At 62.2% G+C, this 21682-nt stretch carries 18 protein-coding genes; 1 reads left to right on the top strand and 17 read right to left on the bottom strand.

The genetic code is table 11. The features are described from left to right. Positions 1 to 86: 86 nt before the first annotated feature. Positions 87 to 2828, bottom strand: a complete 2742-nt coding sequence (gene secA / locus SA496_RS03025; protein WP_153922274.1) for a preprotein translocase subunit SecA — start codon at positions 2826 to 2828, stop codon at positions 87 to 89. Positions 2829 to 3109: 281 nt separating this feature from the next. Between secA and SA496_RS03020 the strand changes: the two genes are divergently transcribed. Then, positions 3110 to 3565 carry a DUF721 domain-containing protein gene (locus SA496_RS03020; protein ID WP_120652854.1) on the top strand — a complete coding sequence of 152 codons (456 nt, stop codon included), beginning with the start codon at positions 3110 to 3112 and terminating at the stop codon, positions 3563 to 3565. A gap of 72 nt (positions 3566 to 3637) precedes the next feature. Here the strand turns inward: SA496_RS03020 and lpxC are convergent, their stop codons facing one another. From lpxC to mraZ, 16 genes are all read right to left on the bottom strand, one after another. Next, on the bottom strand, positions 3638 to 4549 hold the full coding sequence (lpxC, locus tag SA496_RS03015) for a UDP-3-O-acyl-N-acetylglucosamine deacetylase (protein WP_028628442.1): 912 nt from the start codon (positions 4547 to 4549) through the stop codon (positions 3638 to 3640). 112 nt (positions 4550 to 4661) lie between these two features. Next, positions 4662 to 5849: a cell division protein FtsZ gene (ftsZ, locus tag SA496_RS03010; protein ID WP_120652855.1), complete on the bottom strand. Its 1188-nt coding sequence runs from the start codon at positions 5847 to 5849 to the stop codon at positions 4662 to 4664. A gap of 47 nt (positions 5850 to 5896) precedes the next feature. Next, entirely contained in the window at positions 5897 to 7147 is a 1251-nt protein-coding gene (ftsA, locus tag SA496_RS03005) for a cell division protein FtsA (protein ID WP_120652856.1), read from the bottom strand. 21 nt (positions 7148 to 7168) lie between these two features. Further along, positions 7169 to 8032: a cell division protein FtsQ/DivIB gene (locus tag SA496_RS03000; RefSeq protein ID WP_120652857.1), complete on the bottom strand. Its 864-nt coding sequence runs from the start codon at positions 8030 to 8032 to the stop codon at positions 7169 to 7171. Positions 8033 to 8036: 4 nt separating this feature from the next. Continuing rightward, positions 8037 to 8984: a D-alanine--D-alanine ligase gene (locus SA496_RS02995; protein ID WP_120652858.1), complete on the bottom strand. Its 948-nt coding sequence runs from the start codon at positions 8982 to 8984 to the stop codon at positions 8037 to 8039. Next, positions 8981 to 10441 (bottom strand): UDP-N-acetylmuramate--L-alanine ligase, encoded by a 1461-nt coding sequence (gene murC / locus SA496_RS02990; protein WP_120652859.1) that lies wholly within the window; start codon positions 10439 to 10441, stop codon positions 8981 to 8983. The genes SA496_RS02995 and murC overlap by 4 nt, the downstream gene beginning before the upstream one ends. Continuing rightward, positions 10434 to 11504, bottom strand: coding sequence for an undecaprenyldiphospho-muramoylpentapeptide beta-N-acetylglucosaminyltransferase (gene murG / locus SA496_RS02985; protein WP_120652860.1), 1071 nt, complete (start codon positions 11502 to 11504; stop codon positions 10434 to 10436). The genes murC and murG overlap by 8 nt, the downstream gene beginning before the upstream one ends. Next, the gene (gene ftsW, locus SA496_RS02980) at positions 11501 to 12709 is read right to left on the bottom strand and encodes a putative lipid II flippase FtsW (protein WP_120652861.1); all 1209 of its coding nucleotides are present in this window, start codon (positions 12707 to 12709) and stop codon (positions 11501 to 11503) included. Before ftsW ends, murG begins: the two co-directional genes overlap by 4 nt. Beyond that, complete coding sequence (gene murD / locus SA496_RS02975) at positions 12709 to 14055, bottom strand: UDP-N-acetylmuramoyl-L-alanine--D-glutamate ligase (protein ID WP_120652862.1); 1347 nt, start codon at positions 14053 to 14055, stop codon at positions 12709 to 12711. The genes ftsW and murD overlap by 1 nt, the downstream gene beginning before the upstream one ends. A 6-nt stretch (positions 14056 to 14061) precedes the next feature. Further along, positions 14062 to 15144 (bottom strand): phospho-N-acetylmuramoyl-pentapeptide-transferase, encoded by a 1083-nt coding sequence (mraY, locus tag SA496_RS02970; RefSeq protein WP_153922265.1) that lies wholly within the window; start codon positions 15142 to 15144, stop codon positions 14062 to 14064. 2 nt (positions 15145 to 15146) lie between these two features. After that, the gene (locus SA496_RS02965) at positions 15147 to 16511 is read right to left on the bottom strand and encodes a UDP-N-acetylmuramoyl-tripeptide--D-alanyl-D-alanine ligase (protein WP_330115028.1); all 1365 of its coding nucleotides are present in this window, start codon (positions 16509 to 16511) and stop codon (positions 15147 to 15149) included. Continuing rightward, the gene (gene murE, locus SA496_RS02960) at positions 16504 to 17967 is read right to left on the bottom strand and encodes a UDP-N-acetylmuramoyl-L-alanyl-D-glutamate--2,6-diaminopimelate ligase (RefSeq protein WP_330115027.1); all 1464 of its coding nucleotides are present in this window, start codon (positions 17965 to 17967) and stop codon (positions 16504 to 16506) included. Before murE ends, SA496_RS02965 begins: the two co-directional genes overlap by 8 nt. After that, entirely contained in the window at positions 17967 to 19700 is a 1734-nt protein-coding gene (locus tag SA496_RS02955) for a peptidoglycan D,D-transpeptidase FtsI family protein (RefSeq protein WP_371924223.1), read from the bottom strand. The genes murE and SA496_RS02955 overlap by 1 nt, the downstream gene beginning before the upstream one ends. After that, positions 19697 to 19990 carry a cell division protein FtsL gene (gene ftsL, locus SA496_RS02950; RefSeq protein ID WP_120652867.1) on the bottom strand — a complete coding sequence of 98 codons (294 nt, stop codon included), beginning with the start codon at positions 19988 to 19990 and terminating at the stop codon, positions 19697 to 19699. Before ftsL ends, SA496_RS02955 begins: the two co-directional genes overlap by 4 nt. Further along, the gene (rsmH, locus tag SA496_RS02945) at positions 19987 to 20934 is read right to left on the bottom strand and encodes a 16S rRNA (cytosine(1402)-N(4))-methyltransferase RsmH (protein ID WP_120652868.1); all 948 of its coding nucleotides are present in this window, start codon (positions 20932 to 20934) and stop codon (positions 19987 to 19989) included. Before rsmH ends, ftsL begins: the two co-directional genes overlap by 4 nt. Then, positions 20931 to 21386, bottom strand: a complete 456-nt coding sequence (gene mraZ / locus SA496_RS02940; RefSeq protein WP_120655269.1) for a division/cell wall cluster transcriptional repressor MraZ — start codon at positions 21384 to 21386, stop codon at positions 20931 to 20933. Before mraZ ends, rsmH begins: the two co-directional genes overlap by 4 nt. Between the last annotated feature and the right edge of the window lie 296 nt (positions 21387 to 21682).

Here is a 21682-nt window from a genome sequence, read left to right as displayed (position 1 = left end):
CTGCGGGCGGCGCAGGCGGCCAGGGATATCAGGAAAAACGCCGCGAGCGGCAGGGCCGGTCGCGGCGTTGTAACTACAGCAAGGCCTTAGTCAATTTGACCGTGGCAGTGCTTGTATTTCTTGCCGGAACCACAAGGGCAGGGTTCGTTGCGGCCAACCTTGGGCTCAGTGCGAACCGGAGCGGCTGCGGTAGCAACGGCCACATCACCCTGCTCGTCGGCCAACTCCGGCTCTTCGATGCTCGGAGCAGCGGCGTGCTGGAACTGCATGCGACGGGCCATTTCTTCGGCTTCGCGGCGCAGGCGCGCCTCTTCCTCGGCCGGATCCTCGCGGCGGACCTGGACGTGCGAGAGGACACGGATAGTGTCGCGCTTGATGGAATCGAGCAGGTCCTGGAACAGGGTGAAGGACTCGCGCTTGTACTCCTGCTTCGGGTTCTTCTGCGCATAGCCGCGCAGGTGAATACCGTGGCGCAGGTGGTCCATGGTGGACAGGTGGTCTTTCCACAGGTCGTCCAGCACGCGCAGCAGCATCTGCTTCTCGAAAACGCGCAGGGCTTCGGCGCCGGCGAGATCTTCCTTCTCGTTGTAGGCCGCCAGCAACTGCACGAGGATCTTCTCGCGAAGGGTCTCTTCGTACAGTTTGTCGTCTTCGTCGAGCCACTGTTGTACCGGCAGCTTGAGGCCGAAATCGCTGTACAGCGCGGCTTCCAGGCCGGAAATGTCCCATTGCTCCGGCATCGACTGCGGCGGGATATGGGCGTCGATGGTGCTGTTCAGCACTTCTTCGCGGAATTCCTTGATGGTGTCGCCGATGTCCTCGGCAGCCAACAGGCTGTTGCGCATGTGGTAGATCACCTTGCGCTGCTCGTTGGCCACATCGTCGTATTCGAGGAGTTGTTTGCGGATATCGAAGTTACGGCCTTCGACCTTGCGCTGGGCCTTCTCGATCGCGTTGGTCACCATGCGGTGTTCGATGGCCTCGCCGGACTGCATGCCCAGGGCCTTCATGAAGTTCTTCACCCGGTCGGAGGCGAAGATGCGCATCAGGTTGTCTTCCAGCGACAGGTAGAAGCGGCTGGAGCCCGGGTCACCCTGGCGACCGGCACGGCCGCGCAGCTGGTTGTCGATACGGCGGGATTCGTGGCGCTCGGACGCAACCACGTGCAAGCCGCCTGCCTCGATTACCTGCTGATGACGCTTCTGCCATTCAGCCTTGATCTGCGAGACCTGCTCGTCAGTCGGGTTTTCCAAGGTGGCGACTTCGGCCTCCCAGTTGCCACCGAGGAGGATGTCGGTACCGCGACCGGCCATGTTGGTGGCGATGGTCACGGCGCCGGGACGGCCCGCCTGGGCGATGATCTCGGCTTCCTTCTCGTGGTACTTGGCGTTGAGCACCTTGTGCTCGATGCCAGCCTTGATCAGCAACTGGGATACGTACTCGGAACTCTCGATCGAAGCGGTACCCACCAGCACAGGACGACCGCTTGCCTGGCAGTCCTTGATGTCGGTGATGATGGCGCCGAACTTCTCTTCCTGGGTCAGGTAGACGAGGTCGTTGAAGTCCTTACGGGCGACAGGACGGTGGGTCGGGATGACGATCACGTCCAGACCGTAGATCTGGCGGAACTCGAAGGCCTCGGTATCGGCAGTACCGGTCATGCCGGACAGCTTCTTGTAGAGGCGGAAGTAGTTCTGGAAGGTCGTGGAGGCCAGGGTCTGGCTCTCTGCCTGGATCGGCAGGTTTTCCTTGGCTTCAATGGCCTGGTGCAGGCCCTCGGACAGGCGACGGCCAGGCATGGTACGGCCGGTGTGCTCGTCGATCAGCAGCACCTGGTCGTTCTGCACGATGTACTCGATGTTGCGGTGGAACAGCGTGTGTGCACGCAGTCCGGCGTAGACGTGAGTCAGCAGGCTGAGGTTGTGCGCCGAGTAGAGGCTCTCACCCTCGGCGAGCAGGCCGGCCTGGGTGAGCATTTCCTCGATGAACTGGTGGCCCATCTCGTTGAGCTCGACCTGACGGGTCTTCTCATCGACCGAGTAGTGGCCTTCCTGAGTGACCTGCCCCTCCACCTCTTCGATGTGCTGCTTGAGGCGCGGGATCAGCTTGTTGATCTGGATATAGAGCTTGGAGCTGTCTTCGGCCTGGCCGGAGATGATCAGCGGGGTCCTCGCTTCGTCGATGAGGATGGAGTCCACTTCGTCGATCACGGAGAAGTTCAGCTCGCGCTGGAACTTGTCGTCCAGGCTGAACGCCATGTTGTCGCGCAGGTAGTCGAAACCGAATTCGTTGTTGGTGCCGTAGGTGATGTCAGCGGCGTAAGCGGCTCGCTTTTCTTCCGGCGGCTGGAAGGGCGTGACAACGCCGACGGACAGGCCGAGGAACTCATACAACGGACGCATCCAGTTGGCGTCGCGGCGGGCCAGGTAATCGTTCACTGTAACCACGTGCACGCCTTTGCCGGACAGCGCGTTCAGATACACGGCCAGGGTCCCTACCAGGGTCTTGCCCTCACCGGTACGCATCTCGGCGATCTTGCCTTCGTGCAGGGTCATGCCACCGATCAGCTGAACGTCAAAGTGGCGCATGCCCATGACGCGCTTGCCGGCCTCACGCGCCACGGCGAAGGCTTCCGGCAGCAACTGGTCGAGGGTCTCGCCCTTGGCCAGACGCGCCTTGAACTCTTCGGTCTTGGCACGCAGCTGGTCGTCGGACAGGGCCACCATCTGCTCTTCGAACGCGTTGATAGCCAGCACAGCCTTGGCCATGCGCTTCACTTCGCGTTCGTTCTTGCTTCCAAAGAGTTTCTTCAACAATGGCGCAAACATATAGAGAGGATCTTCCACACATTAGGATGGAGGGCGGCCTGTAGTCGCCCGCGCAGCCGCCATGGCTGCTTGCGAAGGGGGCATTCTACCCGGAATCGTTGCCGAGGAAAGCGGGAGCACTTCCCGGTCTCCGTAGGAGGGCTTCCATAGTCCCCGGCGGGGGCCTCGCCACGAATGCACAGATGAGTTGACCGCCTGGACAGCCGAACCACGCATGACCACCGAGGACAAGGCACCCTCTGTTAATATGGGCGAACCTCCCTTCATTCAAGCAGCCCGCCATGGCGTTTCGTCCTCTGCCCGCCCGCTCCCCTGCCGCACTGCTGCGGGAGCAAAAACCTCTGCGAGCACTATTCAACGAAGCCCAGCGCATCGAGCAACTACAACAGCTGCTCGCCAGCCAGTTGCAACCGGCCGCCCGCGACCACTGCCACGTGGCCGCCTGGCGCGAGGGACGCCTGCTGCTGATCGTCACTGACGGGCACTGGGCCACCAGGCTGCGCTATCAGCAAACTCGCCTGCTGCGGCAACTAAAGGGATTCGAGGCTTTCGCAGGTCTGGAACGGATCGTATTCAAGGTACAACCAAGCTTCGCACCCAGCAGTACGCCGGTGACCGAGGGCCGCCTGTCTTCCACAGCCGCAGAAAGCCTGCAAGCCACGGCGGAGACCGTCACGGACCCACGCCTGCGGGAAGCACTGGAGCGCCTGGCGCGCCACGGAAAACCAAAAGAGTGAGCATTGCCGAATAGAAAGGATAAAAAAAGGCCACTCGAAGGTGGCCTTTGAAGTCAGGAAAGAGGGTATTGCTTAAACGGCTGCTACCGGTCGCATATAGGAGATAGGTGCAGTCCTGGCATCCTCGAAGGTCACCACTTCCCAGGCGTCCTTCTGCTCAATGAGCTGGCGCAGCAAGCGGTTGTTCAGCGCGTGGCCCGACTTGAAGCCACGGAACTCGCCGATCAGGCTGTTTCCGAGCAGGTAGAGGTCACCAATCGCATCGAGAATCTTGTGCTTGACGAACTCGTCCTCGTAACGCAGGCCGTCTTCGTTGAGCACCTGGTTCTCATCTACCACGATGGCGTTCTCGACGCTGCCGCCGAGTGCCAGGTTCTGCGAACGCAGGAACTCGATGTCGCGCATGAAGCCGAAGGTCCGCGCACGGCTGACCTCCTTGACGAACGAGGTGCTGGAGAAATCCACGCTCGCACTTTGGGTGCGGTTGCGGAACACCGGATGATCGAAATCGATCTCGAAGCTCACCTTGAAACCATCGAAGGGAACGAAGGTGGCGCGCTTGTCGCCCTCCTCCACGGTCACTTCACGCAGGATACGGATGAACTTCTTCGGCGCGTCCTGCTCCTGCAGGCCGGCGGATTGAATCAGGAAGACGAAGGGACCAGCGCTGCCGTCCATGATCGGCACTTCCGACGCGGAGAGTTCGACGTAGGCGTTGTCGATGCCCAGGCCAGCCATGGCCGAAAGCAGGTGCTCCACGGTGTCCACCTTGACCTCACCGTTGATCAGTGTGGTCGACATGGTGGTCTCACCGACATTCTCGGCGCGTGCAGGGATATCCACCACGGGATCGAGGTCGGTACGGCGGAACACTATGCCAGTGTCCACCGGAGCGGGCTTGAGGGTCAGGTAGACCTTTTCCCCGGAATGCAGCCCCACGCCAGTGGCACGGATAATGTTCTTGAGAGTGCGTTGTCTGATCATGGCATTGGCCGCTTGTGCGCAAGTTGCGAACTGTTTTCAACAATGGGCGGCGATAATAGCAGAACCGCCCTTTGCTGAACACCAATCACCCTAATGCTCCTGATACAAATCATCAATCAGCCTGGCGACGCAGGAATGCCGGGATGTCCAGGTAATCCAGGTCATCCTGAGTGTTGAGCTTGGCCGCGGTGGCAGCGCCGGCATGAGCCTGGTTGCGCATCACGGTCGGGCGATCCAGGTCGCGGTAGTTGACGGACGACTGCTCCGGACGAGCGGCTACAGTGGTGGTGGCCACAGTGGCTGCCTGAACGGTGTTGTCGACAACCTTGACCGGCTTCTCGATGCGCGCACCCAGGCCAGTGGCCACTACGGTTACGTGCAGCTCGTCGCGCATGTCCGGATCGATCACGGTGCCCACCTTGACGGTGGCGTGCTCGGAAGCAAACTGCTCGATGATGTTACCCACATCGGAGTACTCGCCCAGGGACAGGTCCGGACCCGCGGTGATGTTCACCAGGATGCCGCGGGCGCCCTGCAGGTTTACATCGTCGAGCAGCGGGTTGCGAATAGCGGCTTCGGTGGCCTCGCGAGCACGATTCGGACCGCTGGCGCAGCCGGTACCCATCATCGCCATCCCCATTTCGCCCATCACGGTCTTAACGTCGGCGAAGTCGACGTTGATCATGCCAGGACGTTTGATGATGTCGGAGATGCCGCGCACCGCGCCGGCGAGTACATCGTCAGCCTTGGCGAAAGCAGCCAGCAGGCTGGCGTCCTTGCCGAGGATGGTCAGCAGCTTCTCGTTGGGGATGGTGATCAGCGAGTCGACGCTTTCCGCCAGGGAGCGAATGCCCTCGTCGGCGATCTGCATGCGCTTGCGACCTTCGAACGGGAACGGACGGGTCACCACCGCAACGGTGAGGATGCCCATTTCCTTGGCCACTTCGGCAATGATCGGCGCTGCACCGGTACCGGTACCGCCGCCCATGCCAGTGGTGATGAAGACCATGTCGGCGCCTTGCAGCACTTCGGCAATGCGCTCACGGTCTTCGATGGCAGCCTGACGGCCGACTTCCGGGTTGGCGCCGGCACCCAGGCCCTTGGTCACGCCTGGGCCGAGTTGCAGCACGGTGCGCGCACCGATGTTCTTCAGTGCCTGGGCATCAGTGTTGGCGCAGATGAACTCGACGCCTTCGATGTTGCTCTTCGACATGTGGTTCACGGCGTTACCACCGCCACCACCGACGCCGATAACCTTGATGACCGCTGTTTGCGGAACGTTATCTACGAGTTCGAACATATCCCCTCTCCTTCCTTTTTTAGTTTTTCGCCTACTGCGTACCGCGTTTAAAAATTGCCCTGAACCCAGCGCTTGAGCCGTTCCAGTACAGGAGCCTTGGCCTCTTCGGCATAGCCGTAGCTGCCAGTGGAGGCAGGCATGCCGTCGGATTGCTTGCGCAATCCGTACATCAGCAGGCCCACGCCCGTGGAATAGATGGGGTTGCGCACGACATCGGCGAGCCCCTTCACGCTATGCGGCACGCCCAGGCGCACCGGCATGTGGAAAATCTCTTCGGCCAGTTCCACCGCACCTTCCATCTTGGCCGTGCCGCCAGTGAGAACGATGCCCGCCGGGATCAGGTCCTCGTAACCGCTGCGTCGCAGTTCCGCCTGAATCAGGGTGAACAGCTCGTCGTAACGGGGCTCGACCACTTCGGCCAGGGCTTGGCGCGACAGTTCGCGCGGAGGACGGTCGCCAACGCTGGGCACCTTGATGGTTTCTCCAGCACCGGCCAGCTTGGCCAGGGCGCAGGCGTAGCGAATCTTGATCTCTTCGGCGTACTGGGTCGGCGTACGCAGGGCCATGGCGATGTCGTTGGTCACCTGGTCACCGGCGATCGGGATCACCGCGGTGTGCCGAATAGCGCCCTCGGTGAAGATGGCGATGTCGGTGGTGCCGCCGCCAATATCCACCAGGCACACGCCCAGCTCTTTCTCGTCATCGGTGATAACCGAGTAGGCCGAAGCCAGCTGCTCCAGGATGATGTCGTCGACTTCGAGACCGCAGCGGCGCACGCACTTCTCGATGTTCTGCGCCGCATTCACCGCACAAGTCACCACGTGCACCTTGGCCTCCAGGCGCACACCGGACATGCCCAGAGGCTCACGTACACCTTCCTGGTTATCGATCACGTAATCCTGGGCCAGAGTGTGCAGTACACGCTGGTCGGCAGGGATCGCCACCGCCTGTGCGGCGTCCAGCACGCGCTCGATATCGGCGCCGCTAACTTCGCGGTCGCGAATTGCGACGATGCCGTGGGAGTTCAGGCTGCGGATGTGATTGCCGGCAATGCCGACGAATGCCGAGTGAATTCGGCAACCCGCCATCAACTGGGCCTCTTCCACCGCACGCTGGATGGATTGCACGGTGGACTCGATGTTCACCACCACGCCCTTCTTCAGGCCGCGCGACGGATGGGTGCCGATACCGACGATTTCCAGTTGGCCGTCAGCTGCGACCTCGCCCACCAGCGCCACCACCTTGGAGGTGCCAATGTCCAGGCCGACGATCATCTTGCCGCTCTGTACGCTTGCCATGTGTCTAACCTTCTCTCTAATTCACTGCACGGCGACCGTGGTCGCCGCGGGGGCCTCGACCTGCGTCCGCCAGGCCACAGCCAGGCCGTTGGGATATCGCAGGTCGACGCGCTCGATGTTCGCAATCTGTTCTTTCAGCGTTTTCTCGTAGATCGAGATGAATCGCCGCATTTTCTCTACCAGGTGATCCCGCCCTAATAGCAATTCGACGCCCTGGCCGGTGGACAGGAACCAGCTGCCGCGCTCACGCAGCTCCAGCCGAACTATCGAAAAGCCGAGCGGGCGCAGCATCTGGCTGAGCATCTGGTACTGCTGCATCACTTGCTCCTGCGCCCGCTGCGGGCCCCAGAGCTGTGGCAACTGTTCGTAATGGGCCAGCTCGCGCGGGGTGAAAGCCTGCCCCTGGTTGTTCAGGAGTGCCTCGTCGCCCCAACGGGCAATGGGCAGTTGCTCTTCCAGTCGAACCATTACCTGGTCCGGCCAAACCCGGCGTACCTCCGCGTGGGCGATCCACGGCATCTGCTCCAGCTCACGGCGCATTCCCGCCAGGTCGATGCTGAAGAAACTCGCCGCGATGTACGGTGCGATGCGTTGCTGCACAGCTTGTTGGCTGATGTAGCTCAAATCGCCCTGCACATTGACCTTGGCGATGGGGCGGTCGGCGTAAGGAAGCAGGCGCTGGGCCGCTTCGTAGGCACCGAATCCGAGCACCGCCAGCATCACCGGCCACATCAGCTTGCGCAGGAAACCGAAGCTGGGCTTGGGCAGCCGCTGAGTCAGCGGCTCCTTGGCCACCATCCGACTGGCGCCACGCGGCATCGGCTTTCGCGACGGAGCGGCGCGGCCGATTACGGGTTCCTGACGGCGGATAGTGGCATTACGCATGGGATCAGCCCCTTGCCTCGACGCTGTCGGACAGGATCGCCAGCACCAGTTGCTGGAAATCCATACCCGCGGCGCGTGCGGCCATTGGCACCAGGCTGTGATCGGTCATGCCCGGTGCGGTATTGACTTCGAGAAGCCAGAAGCGCCCTTCGGCGTCCTGCATCACGTCTGCGCGGGCCCAACCCTGGATGCCGAGGGTCTCGCAGGCGCGCGCGGTGAGCTGCTTCAGTTCCTCTTCCTTTTCCGCGTCCAGGCCACAAGGGATCTGGTAACGGGTGTCACTGGCCAGGTACTTGGCGTCGTAGTCATAGAAGGTGTGCGGGGTGCCAAGACGGATGGGCGGCAGCACCTCGCCGCGTAGCCAGGCGACAGTGAATTCCGGACCGTGGATCCACTGTTCCACCAGGACTTGCGGGTCATAGGTCCCGGCCGCACGCCAAGCTTCGATGAGCGCCTCGACGTTCTCGACCTTCGCCATGCCGATGCTGGAGCCTTCGTGGGCCGGCTTGACGATCAGTGGGAAACCCAAGTCTGCAGCGGCCTGGCGGCAGTCCTGCTCGCTGGCGAGCACGGCATGACGCGGCGTCGGCAGGCCCAGGCTGATCCACAACTGCTTAGTGCGGAGCTTGTCCATCGCCAGGGCGGAAGCAAGGATGCCGCTGCCGGTATACGGAATGTCCAGGCACTCCAGCAGGCCCTGCATGCTGCCGTCTTCACCGCCCCGGCCGTGCAGGATGATGAAGGCACGGTCGATCTTTTCCGCCTGCAAGCGCTGCAGCAAGTCATCACCCACATCGATGCCAAAGGCGTCCACGCCCGCGGCCTGCAAGGCCTGCAGCACCATGGCGCCAGACTTGAGCGACACCTCGCGCTCTGCACTCTTGCCGCCGTAGAGCACAGCGACCCGGCCGAACGCAGCCGGTTCGAGGTTGGATTTCAATTGCGCGCTCATTTCGTCTTCCTCTTGGTGGCGTCGTCAGCTTGGCCACCAAACAGCGGGTTCTGAATCAGTTGCGGCGCCAACGCGCCGATATCGCCGGCGCCCTGGCAGAGCAGGATGTCGCCGGGACGCAGCAGCGGCTTGACCAGGGGCGCCAGATCGACGCCGCGCTCGATGTAGATCGGGTCCAGTTGGCCGCGCTGACGGATGCTGTGGCAGAGCTGACGGCTGTCAGCACCGGGGATAGGCTCTTCGCCGGCCGGGTAGACCTCCATCAGCAGCAGTACGTTGGCCTCGCCGAGCACCTGCACGAAATCGTCGTAGAGATCGCGGGTACGGCTATAGCGGTGAGGCTGATAGACCATCACCAGGCGACGCTCCGGCCAGCCGCCGCGGACAGCCTTGACCACCGCAGCCACTTCGCGCGGATGGTGGCCGTAGTCATCCACCAGCATCACACTGCCGCCTTCGATTTCCAGCTCGCCGTAGACCTGGAAGCGCCGGCCCACACCCTGGAAGCCGGAAAGGCCCTGGACGATGGCGTCGTCGCTGATGCCTTCGTCGGTGGCAATGGCAATGGTCGCCAGGGAGTTCAGGACGTTGTGGTTGCCCGGCATATTCACGGAGACGTCCAGCGGCTCGCGGTCCTTGCGCAGGACAGTGAACCAGGTGCGCATGCCTTCCTGGCGAACATTGATGGCCCGCACGTCCGCGTCTTCGGCAAAGCCGTAGGTCACGGTTGGACGTGCTACCTGGGGCAGGATCTCGCGCACTACCGGGTCGTCCACGCAAAGCACGGCCAGCCCATAGAACGGCAGGTTGTGGAGGAACTCGACGAAGGTCTTCTTCAGTCGATTGAAGTCCCCCTCGTAGGTACTCATGTGGTCTGCGTCGATATTGGTGACCACGGCCACCATCGGCTGCAGGTGCAGGAAGCTCGCGTCGCTCTCATCCGCCTCGGCGACGAGGTAGCGGCTGGTGCCAAGCTGGGCATTGGTGCCGGCAGCGTTCAGCCGGCCACCGATGACGAAGGTCGGATCAAGGCCTCCGGCAGCGAACACCGATGCAATCAGGCTGGTAGTGGTGGTCTTGCCGTGGGTACCGGCGACGGCGATGCCGTGGCGGTAGCGCATCAGCTCGGCCAACATCTCGGCGCGCGGCACCACTGGGATGCGGCGTTCCAGGGCAACCGCAACCTCGGGGTTGGATTTGTTCACAGCGCTGGACACCACCAGCACATCCGCATGTTCAGCGTTCTCGGCGCGGTGGCCGATGAAGATCTGGGCGCCGAACTTCTCCAGGCGCTCGGTAACCGCCGAAGCCTTGAGGTCGGAACCCGAAACCCGGTATCCCAGGTTCAGTAGCACTTCTGCGATCCCGCACATGCCGACACCGCCGATGCCGACGAAATGGATCCGGCGGATGCGGCGCATTTCCGGCTGGGGCATGGCTTTCTGGCTCTCAACCATGGGCCACCTCCAGGCAGATATCGACCACGGTATGGGTGGCGGCAGGCTTGGCCAGACGGCGGGCGGTAGCGCCCATGGCCTTTAGTTTCTCGGGCTGCATCAGGACCTCGGTCAGCTGAGCGGCCAGCTTGGCCGCGTCAGTGGAATGTTGCGGAAGAAGGACAGCTGCGCCCTCCTTCGCCAGATATTCGGCGTTGCGCGACTGGTGGTCGTCGATCGCATGGGGCAGTGGCACCAGGAACGACGGCAACCCGGCGGCGGCCAATTCGCTCACGGTCAGGGCACCTGCACGGCAGATGACCAGATCGGCCCAGGCATAGGCACGTGCCATGTCCTTGATGAAGGGGGCGACCTCCGCTTCGACCGCGGCTTCGCGATAACGCTCCGCGGTGATCTCGTCATGCTTGCGCCCAGCCTGGTGGAATACCTCCGGACGCAGGTCCGCAGGGATATTGGCCAGCGCTTCCGGCAGCAATTTGTTCAGCGGCTCGGCGCCCAGACTGCCGCCCAGCACCAACAGGCGCGGCTTGCGGCCAGTCAGGGCATCACGCGGCGTTTCCAGGAACAGCTCCTCGCGCACCGGGTTGCCGGTGGTGCGCCGTTTGTCGCTTTGCCCAAAGGTATCGGGGAAGGCCTCGCATACGCGGCTGGCGAGAGGCGCCAGACTGCGATTGGCGGTTCCCGCCACGGCATTCTGCTCGTGGATGATCAACGGCACGCCGGACAAGCGTGCTGCCAGCCCGCCGGGCCCAGTGACATACCCCCCCATACCCAGAACGCATACAGGTTTCAGCTCACGCACGATGCGGCGTGCCTGGAACAGCGACTTCAGCAACTCGAACGGTGCTTTGAGCAGGGACTTCAGCCCCTTGCCACGCAAACCGCTCACCTGAATGAGATGCAGGGGCAGGCCAGCCTGGGGTACTAACTCGTTCTCGATCCCCTTCGGCGTACCGAGCCAATGCACCTTGAAGCCGCGCGCCTGGAACTCGCGGGCGCAGGCCAGGGCTGGGAATACGTGGCCGCCGGTGCCGCCGGCCATGATCAGCACGATGCCGCTCATGGGCGCACCTCCTCATCGAAGAAATCACTTTCGACGAATTCCACTTCCTCATTACCCAGATGGGTACGGCGTTCCCACTCGATACGCAGCAACAAGGCCAGGCTGACGCAGCAGATCACCAGGGAGCTGCCGCCATAGCTGAGGAATGGCAAGGTCAGGCCCTTGGTCGGCAGCAGACCGACGTTCACGCCGATGTTGATCAGTACCTGGCCGATCCAGAGGAAGGCCAGGCCGTAGGCCACGTAGGCGGAGAAATACTGACGCGATTTCTCGGCCCATAGACCGATGTAGAGGGCCCGGACGCTGACGAAGACGAACAGGCCGACAGTTGCCAGGGCACCTATCATCCCCAGCTCTTCAGCAAGCACGGCGAATACGAAATCGGTATGGGCCTCAGGCAGGTAGAACTGCTTCTGGATGCTGTTACCCAGGCCTACGCCGAACCATTCGCCTCGGCCGAAGGCGATCAACGCCTGGCTCAACTGATAGCCGGCACCGTACTGGTCGGCCCAGGGATCGACAAAGTTGGTCAGGCGCTGCATCCGGTAGCTCTGACTGGTCATGACCAGTACGCCGGCGGCGAGCACCGCGCCGGCAAGGGGGATGAAGCGCACCAGGTTGATACCGCCAAGGAAGAGCATGGCGATACAAGAGCCAACCAGCACCACGGTGGCGCCGAAGTCCGGCTCGGCCAGCAACAGCACGGCAATCGGGCCCAGCACCAGCATCGGTTTGATGAAGCCGGTCAGCTTCTCACGCACTTCATCCTGGCGGCGCACCATGTAGCCAGCGATGAACATCACGGTAAACAGCTTGGCCAACTCGGAAGGCTGAAGGTTGAACAGGCCGAAACCGATCCAGCGCTTGGCGCCGTTGATCTCGCGACCGATGCCCGGCAGCAGCACCAACACCAGCAGGATGATGGCTGCCAGCATCAGCCGGGCGCCGTGACGCTGCCAGAAGGCCATGGGAATCTGCAGGGTTATCAGACCAGCGCCAAGACCAATCGACAGATAAATCAGATGGCGAATCATGTGGTAAAGCGGGTTGCCGGATTGCGCCGCGGCAACTTCCGACGAGGCCGAAGTGATCATCACCAGGCCCAGGCCAAGCAGCGACAGGCAACCGGCCAACAGCGGAAAGTCGATGTCGATTCCGCGGCGGCTGCGCAGCGGTGACGGGGCGGCGAGCAGACGGGCCAGCATCAGGCAAGTCCCTCCGCGGCCTGGGCGAAGAGGCGCCCGCGTTCTTCGAAGTTTTTGAACATGTCGAGGCTGGCACAGGCCGGCGACAGCAATACCGCATCGCCGGCTTCGGCCAGCTCAGAGCAGCGCTGTACAGCCTCATCCAGGGTCTTGACCCGTACCAGCGGCACGGAATCACCCAAAGCATCGGCGATCAGCTCGGCGTCACGCCCCAGCAGCACAACGGCGCGACAGAAGCGTGCCACCGGTGCCTTGAGGCCTGAGAAGTCAGCGCCCTTGCCATCGCCACCGGCGATCAGCACCAGCTTGCCACCAATGTCAGCCCCAAGGCCTTCGATTGCCGCGAGGGCCGCACCGACGTTGGTGGCCTTCGAGTCGTCGTAGTAGGACACGCCACGCAGCTCGCGTACCCACTGGCAACGGTGAGCCAGACCGGGGAAGGTCCTCAGGGTGTCCAGCATGGGCTCGAACGGCAATCCCACTGCGTGCCCCAGGGCAAGCGCAGCCAGTGCGTTGGACTGGTTGTGGGCACCACGTACCTTCAGTTCGCGCACCGACATCAACTTGTCGAATTGATAGGCCAGGTACTTCTCGCCGTCTTCTTCGATAAGGCCGAAGGATTTGAAGTCAGGCTTGTTCAGCCCAAAAGACCAGCAGGGCAACTGGTCGGCTACCAGTGGCCGAGACAAGGCATCTCCGCGATTGACCACAATCTGGCGCGCGCCACGGAAGATGCGGTGCTTGGCCAGGTGGTAGGACTGCATGTCGGCATAGCGATCCATATGGTCTTCGCTGACATTCAGCACCGTCGCCACCTCGGCGTTCAGGCGATCCGTGGTTTCCAGTTGGAAGCTGGACAGCTCGAGCACGTAGAGCTCAACGTCATCATTCAGCAGGTCCAGCGCCGGCGTGCCCAGGTTTCCGCCGACGGCAACGCGCTTGCCCGCCGCCCTGGCCATGTCGCCCACCAGCGTCGTGACGGTGCTCTTGGCGTTCGAACCGGTAATGGCGACGATCGGCGCCTTGGCATTGCGAGTGAACAGCTCGATATCACCGGACAGTTTGGTGCCACGGCTTGCAGCCTCCTGCAGCGCTGGCGTTGCCACGGCGAGGCCGGGGCTCACGTAGAGCTCGCTGGCGCGACTGAGGAAGTCCGGGTCGAGTTCGCCACAGCGCACTTCCACCTGCGGGAACTGACTCCGCAGCGTCGCCAGTTCCGGCGGATTCGCGCGCGTATCAGCCACGGCAAACGGAACGCCCTGGCGCGCCAGGAAGCGCACCAGGGACATGCCGCTCTTGCCGAGGCCGACAACGATGCGGAACTGGTCGGAAGCGATCAACGTCACTCTCGGTTACCTCAGTTTCAGGGTGGCAAGGCCAACCAGGACCAGGATCACGGTGATGATCCAGAACCGTACGATGACCCGCGGTTCGGGCCAGCCTTTCAGCTCGAAGTGGTGATGGATAGGGGCCATGCGGAATACACGACGACCGGTCAGCTTGAACGAGGCGACCTGGATCATTACCGACAGCGTCTCCATGACGAACACGCCCCCCATGATGAACAGCACCACTTCCTGGCGCACGATCACAGCAATGGTTCCCAGCGCCGCCCCCAAAGCCAGGGCGCCCACGTCACCCATGAAGACCTGGGCCGGGTAGGTGTTGAACCAGAGGAAGCCGAGACCAGCGCCGACCAGGGCAGCACAGAACACGATCAGCTCGCCCGAGCCCGGCACGTAAGGAATCAGCAGGTATTCGGCAAATTTGATGTTGCCCGACAGGTAGCAGAAGATCCCCAGCGCGCCGCCGACCATGACGGTGGGCATTATGGCCAGGCCATCAAGGCCGTCGGTCAGGTTCACCGCATTGCTGGAGCCCACGATCACGAAGTAGGTCAGCACCACGAATCCGATCCCCAGAGGGATCTCGATGTTCTTCACCAGCGGCAGGATCAGAGTGGTCTCGGCCGGAGTGCTCGCGGTCATATAAAGGAAGATCGCCGCGGCGATGCCGAACACCGACTGCCAGAAATACTTCCAGCGGCTAGGCAGGCCGCGGGAGTTCTTCTCGATCACTTTGCGATAGTCATCCACCCAACCGATGGCGCCGAAGGCCAGGGTCACGGCAAGCACTACCCAGACATAGCGGTTGGACAGGTCAGCCCAGAGCAGAGTGCTGATAGCGATGGCAGTCAGAATCAGCGCACCCCCCATGGTTGGCGTGCCGGATTTCGACAGGTGCGATTGCGGGCCGTCGTTACGCACGGCCTGACCGATCTGGCGGATCTGCAGGGTGCGGATCATCCAGGGACCGAGCCAGAGTGACAGCGACAGCGCTGTCAGGACGCCGAGAATCCCGCGCAGGGTCAGGTATTGGAATACACCAAACCCTTTGTAGAACTGTTGCAGGTACTCAGCGAGCAGCAGCAGCATGATTAGTGAGCCTCCCCCGTCCCGCAGAATGCCGCGACGACTTTGTCCATCGCCGCGCTGCGAGAGCCTTTGATCAGAATTGTGGTGTTTGCATCCTGCTCGCTGACCAGCGCCTGAATCAGGCTGGCCTGGTCGGCAAAGTGGCGCCCCTGGGAACCGAAGGCAGTGACGGCATGCGCCATCAGCGGGCCCACGGCGTACAGGGCACTGACCTTGCCGCGAGCATATTCGCCAACCTCGCGATGGCCTTGTTCGGCCCAGTCGCCAAGCTCGCCCATATCTCCGAGCACCAGGACGGTGCGACCGGAAAAGCCGGCGAGTATATCAACGGCGGCCAGCATCGACGCGGGGTTGGCGTTGTAGCTGTCGTCGATTACGCGCATGCCGCTGGTGGCGAGCTGCGCTACGGCGCGGCCTTTGACAGGCTGCAGGTTTTCCAGGCCGGCCTTGATCCCGACCAGCGGCACGCCAAGGGCGTGAGCTGCAGCGGCGGCGGCCAGTGCATTGGCGACGTTGTGCGCCCCCAACAGGTTGAGCTGTATGTTCGCTTCGCCGGCCACGCCACGAAGGCGGAAGGCCATGCATCCACGGGCATCACGGGCCAGGTTCTCGGCTCGCAGGTCCGCACTGGCATCAGCAAGGGCGAAGCTCAGCACTTTGCGACCGGCTGCACGCTTGTGCCAGATCACAAAGGCACGGTCATCACGATTGAGGATTGCCACACCATCAGCAGGCAGCCCTTCCAGAATCTCGCCCTTGGCCTCGACGATCCTTTCCGGACCACCGAACTCGCCCACATGGGCAGTACCGGCGTTATTGACGATTGCAACCTGTGGCCGGGTCAGCCCGACGGTGTAGAGAATTTCACCGACGCGCGAAGCGCCCAGCTCGATCACGGCACTGTCGTGCTCGGAGCCAAGCTCCAGAAGGGTCAGGGGCACGCCAAGATCGTTGTTCAGGTTGCCACGGGTGGCCAGCACGGAACCCTGGGTACGCAGGATGCTGGCGAGCATCTCCTTGACCGTGGTCTTGCCGCTGGAGCCCGTTACCGCGGCTACGCGACCGGTAAAACCGTCGCGATTGTAGGCGCCCAGACGTCCGAGGCCTTCGCGAGTGTCGGCAACCAGGAGTTGCGGGATCGGAGCATCCGCCACCTTGCGCTGTACGAGGGCTGCGACGGCGCCCCTGGCAGCTACGTCGGCGAGATAGTCATGGCCGTCGAAACGCGGGCCGACCAGCGCAATGAACAGCTGCCCGGCTTCGATCTTGCGGCTATCACTGGAAACACCGCCGAAAGCAACGTCGGTGCCCACCAACTCTGCCTGCAATGGCTCGAGCAGCTCAGACAACAGGAAGGGTTTAATCATGGGGCATCTCCCAGGCATCCAGTGCCTTGGCGGCCTCATCGAGATCGGAGAAGGAATGACGCACGCCGGCGATTTCCTGGTAATCCTCATGGCCTTTGCCCGCCAGCAGCACGACGTCGTCCATGCCAGCGGCGCCTATCAACCGGGCAATTGCCAAGCCACGACCAGCGACGAACTCGACCTTGTCCACGGCAACGAATCCGGGACGAATGTCATCGAAGATCTGAGAGGGGTCTTCAGTGCGCGGGTTGTCGTCAGTTACCAGTACCCGATCAGCCAACTGCTCGGCGACGGCCGCCATGATCGGGCGCTTGCCGCGATCACGATCGCCTCCACAGCCGAACAGGCAAAGCAGATTGCCGCGGACATGGGGACGCAAGGCTTGCAAGACCTTCTCCAGGGCATCCGGCGTGTGCGCGTAGTCCACGACCACCAGAGGCTTCTCGCCTCCGCCAAGGCGCTGCATGCGGCCGACGGGGCCCTGCAATGACGGCAGGACGCGCAGCACATCCACCAGCGGGTAATCCATGGCAAGCAGTGCACCAACCACTGCCAAAAGGTTGCTCAGGTTGAAACGACCCAGTAACGGACTGCGCAGCAGGCCTTCGCCCTGGTGGGTAACCAGCTGGGCGCGGACGCCGTGATCGTCGAAGTGAGCTTCGCGGCAATAAATGAATGCACTGGAGTCTTCCAGGCTATAGCTGAACAGCCGCGATTCATGGTGTTCCGCCGCTAGTTGACGCCCGAACTCGTCATCCAGGTTGATCACCCGGGCACGCAGGTTGGGCCAGCTGAACAGCTTGGCCTTGGCAGCCGCGTAGGCCTCCATGGAACCGTGGTAGTCCAGGTGGTCACGGGAGAGGTTGGTGAACGCTGCCACGTCGAAATCCAGCGCGGCAACTCGCCCTTGCTCAAGGCCATGGGACGAAACTTCCATAGCTACGGCACGCGCACCGGCCTGCTTCAGATTGGCCAGCGTGGCTTGCACGGCGAGCGGATCAGGCGTTGTATGGCGGCCGCTTTCCAGCTCGCCATAGAAACCGGTTCCCAGGGTGCCGACTATGCCGCAGCGCTCGCCCAACTGGTCGAGCGCCTGGGCCAACAGCTGGCTGACACTGGTCTTGCCGTTGGTTCCGGTGACGCCAACCACGCGCAGGGCGCGGCTGGGCTCGCCATAGAAGCGACCGGCAATGGCCGACAGCTGGCTGGCCAGGCCTTTGATGGCAATGAGTTCGGCGCCAGCGACGTCGGGAACTTCGGCACCGACAGCCTCATAGGCGACGGCGACGGCTCCGCGAGCCACGGCATCGGCGATATGCGCGCGACCGTCGTGCTGGGCACCGGGAATGGCCAGGAACAGATCACCCGGACGCACCTTGCGGCTATCCAGGGTCAGTTCACGAATCAACGTGGCGCTTTGCGCCTGGGACAGTAATTGGTTCAGTGGCATGGGCATCAGATCCGCCCTCCTTTGCCTGCGGCCGCGTTCGCGGTCTGTTGTTCCTCGGTGGGCAGGTTGTCGGGCGCGATGTTCATCAGTCGCAGCGCACCAGCCATGACCTTGCCGAAAACCGGGGCCGAAACCAGGCCGCCGAAGTAGCCCGCCTTGCTGGGCTCATCGATCACCACCACCATCGCAATCCGCGGATTGGTAGAGGGACCGAAGCCCGCAAAGAGCGAGCGATAGGCGTTCTGGGTGTAGCCCTTGGTTCCTACGCTGGCTTTACGTGCCGTACCACTCTTGCCGGACACGTGGTAGCCCGGCACCTGGGCGCGGAATACACCGCGCGGCGCCTCGACCACTTGCTGCAGCATGCCCTGCATGGTTTTGGCCACTTCGGCCGGGATGACCTGCGCTCCATCGGGAATACTGTCGACGCGCGTCATGGACAGCGGCACCGCCTGACCGTTGTTGGCCAGAGTCGCATAGGCATGGACCAGTTGAATGGCAGTGATCGACAGCCCGTAGCCGTAAGACAGCGTGGCCGTCTCTGCTTTGCGCCACTCGCGGTGGTTGGGCAGGTTACCTACGCGCTCACCTGGGAATCCGAGACCGGTATCCTGGCCCATACCCAGCTTGCGCATGGTGTCGTAAATGGCCTCACCGCCAATATCGAAGGCGATCTTGCTCATGCCGACGTTACTGGAGTTGATCAGAATTCCGGTCAGGTCGAGGATCGGCCCTTCGGTCTTGGAAACGTCCTTGATGGTGTAGCGGCCGATCTGCAGCGAGCCCGGGTAGACCTCGACTTTGTCCTCGGGCTTCCAGCGGCCGGATTGCAGGGCGGCGGACATGGAAATTGGCTTCACGGTCGAACCCGGCTCGAACACGTCGATCATCGCGCGGTTGCGCATCGCGGCCGGTTGCAGGTTACGACGGTTGTTCGGGTTGTAGGTGGGCTGGTTGGCCATAGCCAGCACTTCACCGGTTTTCACATCGACGATCACAAGGCTGCCAGCCTTGGCGCCGTTCTCCACCAGAGCGTTGCGCAGCTCCCGGTGGGCGAGGTATTGCAGGCGAAGGTCGATGGACAGGGCCAGGGTCTTGCCCGGTTTGGCATTGCGAGCGACCTGGACGTCCTTGATCAGGCGACCACGACGATCCTTGAGAACCTGACGCTTGCCCGGTACGCCGGCCAACCACTCTTCAAACGACAGCTCGACGCCTTCACGACCTCGGTCGTCGACGTCGGTGAAGCCCACTACATGTGCGGTCACTTCACCTGCCGGGTAGAAGCGGCGGAACTCCTCGATGCCATAAACACCAGGAACCTTGTTGGCCATGATGGCCTGTCCCTGTTCCGGAGTCAGACCACGCACGAGGTACATGAATTCGCGGTTGGCGTTCTGCTCGATTCGCTGGGCGAAGGATTTCGGATCCTGCCCGAGGGCCTGGGCGATGCGCGGCCATTCATCGCGCAGCGCCATGAGGTCTTTGGGATTGGTCCAGAGCGTAGTGACCGGCGTACTCACGGCCAACGGCTCACCGTTACGGTCAGTGATCAGACCGCGATGGGCGGGAATCGGAATGTGGCGAACGCTGCGCGCGTCACCATGAGCCTTGAGGAAGTCACGGTCGATCACGTGCAGGTCGACGATGCGCCAGGAAATGGCACCGACCATGATGGCGAGCAGGCTCAGTACTACCCGGAAACGCCAGGGGTAGAGTGCGCCTTCAAGCTTCATCATTGCGCCACCATCCGAACTTCCGCTGGATCGGGGATGCGCATTCTCAGTTGTTCGCTGGCCAGGGACTCGATGCGGTTATGCGCAGTCCAGGTGCTCTGCTCGAGGACCAGCCGCCCCCACTCGGCCTGAGCCTTATCGCGCACACTGAGCTCCGCGTAGAGCTCGTTGAGCAGCTTGCGATTCCAATGGGCGCTGTAGGACACCGCGATGGCGGACAGCAACACACCGACGAACAGCAACAGCATCAACAGGCTGCCGCCGGGAAGGGGTTTGGCGTAGAGGCGGCTCATCGCAGCTTCTCCGCCACACGCATGACAGCGCTGCGCGAGCGCGGATTAGCCTTGAGCTCTTCGTCGGAAGCGTACTGCGGCTTGCCGAGCAGTTTCAGGCGCGGCTCGAAGGTAGCCAAACGGACAGGCAAGTCGCGGGGAAGCTTGTCGGCCTCGCCCTTGGCGTGCCTGCGCATGAACTGCTTGACGATACGGTCTTCCAGAGAATGGAAGCTGATCACCACCAGCCGACCACCGACGGCGAGCGCCTCGAGCGCGGCATCCAGTCCCTGCTCCAGGTCGCCCAACTCATTGTTGACGTGAATGCGAATACCCTGGAATGCGCGGGTCGCAGGGTTCTTGCCCTTCTCCCACGCGGGATTGGCAACCGTCAGCACTGCCGCCAAGTCGGCAGTCCGCTCGAAAGGTTTCTCAGCACGGCGCTGCACGACGGCACGAGCCATGCGCTTGGCGAAGCGCTCTTCGCCATAGTCCTTGAATACACGGGCGATTTCGTCCTCGCTGGCACTGGCAATCCACTGCGCAGCGCTTTGGCCACGATCAGGGTTCATGCGCATATCCAGCGGGCCGTCGTTCAGGAAGCTGAAACCACGTTCCGGGTCATCAAGCTGCGGGGACGACACACCAAGGTCGAGCAGAACGCCGTCCACCTGCCCGCCGAGTGCACGCGCGCGCACTTCGTCGCCAAGCTCGGCAAAGCTCCTTTGCACAATGACAAAGCGGCCGTCATCGGCCGCCAGAGCTTGCCCAGTCGCAATCGCTTGCGGGTCTTTATCGAACCCCAGCAAGCGACCTCCGGGCCCAAGCCGCTCCAGAATGAGCCGACTGTGCCCGCCACGCCCGAATGTGCCATCCAGGTAGCAGCCATCTGCGCGCAGGGCGAGGCCTTCCACTGCTTCTTCAAGCAGTACGGTGATATGGCGGAAGCTGCTGGTTGCGCTCACAGGATCAGGTCACGTAGTTCATCCGGCAAACCGCCGGGTTGTTTGATTGCCATGAGGTCAGCCTCGGAAATCGCAGTCCAGGCATCCTCATCCCACAGTTGAAACTTGTTCAGTTGGCCGACCAGCATGGCTCGCTTATCCAATCCGGCATGCTCGCGCAGGCGCGGAGGAACCAGAAAGCGCCCAGCGCTATCCAGCTCCAGGTCAACGGCATTACCGATCAGCAGGCGTTGCAGGCGGCGAGTTTCTTCGCGCAGAGAAGGTAGCTCTCTCAGCTTGGCCTCGATGAGCTCCCATTCAGGCAGGGGGTAGACAGTCAAACAGGGATCGACGGCGTCGATAGTGACGATGAGCTGCCCACCACAACGCGAAACGAGCTCGTCCCGATACCGACTTGGCATCGCGAGTCGCCCTTTGGCGTCGAGACTGATGGCGTTAGCTCCGCGAAACAAGGCTGCGCTTCCCCTTTTGATTGGCTTTCCTTGCCAGTAAATCCCACTTCTACCCACTTCGCTCCACTTCCGCACACTATAGAAATGCGCCAGCCCCACCGTCAAGGCACGCAAAAGCGGAAAACTCCTTACAGGACGGCAATTTAGCGAGGTTTCGGAAGGTATTGGGACGGTTTCAGCGGAGCAAGGGGGGAGCAAAATCCAGCACTTACAAGACACTGAACTTCGAACTTAAAGTAATTTGTTAAGAGTAAGATCTTTTCGGTATTTCGAAGGAGGGACAAAGAACGCGGAAG

It is taken from the genome of Pseudomonas sp. JS3066, from assembly GCF_036328175.1.
Classification (GTDB): domain Bacteria; phylum Pseudomonadota; class Gammaproteobacteria; order Pseudomonadales; family Pseudomonadaceae; genus Metapseudomonas.
This window is presented reverse-complemented; position numbering and strand designations above follow the sequence as displayed.

Bases quoted from the DNA above. Each gene is read 5' to 3' on its own strand.
- mraY (WP_153922265.1), bottom strand. From the start codon at position 15,144: ATGCTGCTGCTGCTCGCTGAGTACCTGCAACAGTTCTACAAAGGGTTT.
- secA (WP_153922274.1), bottom strand. From the start codon at position 2,828: ATGTTTGCGCCATTGTTGAAGAAACTCTTTGGAAGCAAGAACGAACGC.
- SA496_RS03000 (WP_120652857.1), bottom strand. From the start codon at position 8,032: ATGCGTAATGCCACTATCCGCCGTCAGGAACCCGTAATCGGCCGCGCC.
- murG (WP_120652860.1), bottom strand. From the start codon at position 11,504: ATGAGCGGCATCGTGCTGATCATGGCCGGCGGCACCGGCGGCCACGTA.
- ftsA (WP_120652856.1), bottom strand. From the start codon at position 7,147: ATGGCAAGCGTACAGAGCGGCAAGATGATCGTCGGCCTGGACATTGGC.
- SA496_RS02995 (WP_120652858.1), bottom strand. From the start codon at position 8,984: ATGAGCGCGCAATTGAAATCCAACCTCGAACCGGCTGCGTTCGGCCGG.
- ftsL (WP_120652867.1), bottom strand. From the start codon at position 19,990: ATGAGCCGCCTCTACGCCAAACCCCTTCCCGGCGGCAGCCTGTTGATG.
- ftsW (WP_120652861.1), bottom strand. From the start codon at position 12,709: ATGCTGGCCCGTCTGCTCGCCGCCCCGTCACCGCTGCGCAGCCGCCGC.
- SA496_RS02965 (WP_330115028.1), bottom strand. From the start codon at position 16,511: ATGATTAAACCCTTCCTGTTGTCTGAGCTGCTCGAGCCATTGCAGGCA.
- SA496_RS02955 (WP_371924223.1), bottom strand. From the start codon at position 19,700: ATGATGAAGCTTGAAGGCGCACTCTACCCCTGGCGTTTCCGGGTAGTA.
- SA496_RS03020 (WP_120652854.1), top strand. From the start codon at position 3,110: ATGGCGTTTCGTCCTCTGCCCGCCCGCTCCCCTGCCGCACTGCTGCGG.
- murE (WP_330115027.1), bottom strand. From the start codon at position 17,967: ATGCCCATGCCACTGAACCAATTACTGTCCCAGGCGCAAAGCGCCACG.
- lpxC (WP_028628442.1), bottom strand. From the start codon at position 4,549: ATGATCAGACAACGCACTCTCAAGAACATTATCCGTGCCACTGGCGTG.
- ftsZ (WP_120652855.1), bottom strand. From the start codon at position 5,849: ATGTTCGAACTCGTAGATAACGTTCCGCAAACAGCGGTCATCAAGGTT.
- murC (WP_120652859.1), bottom strand. From the start codon at position 10,441: ATGGTTGAGAGCCAGAAAGCCATGCCCCAGCCGGAAATGCGCCGCATC.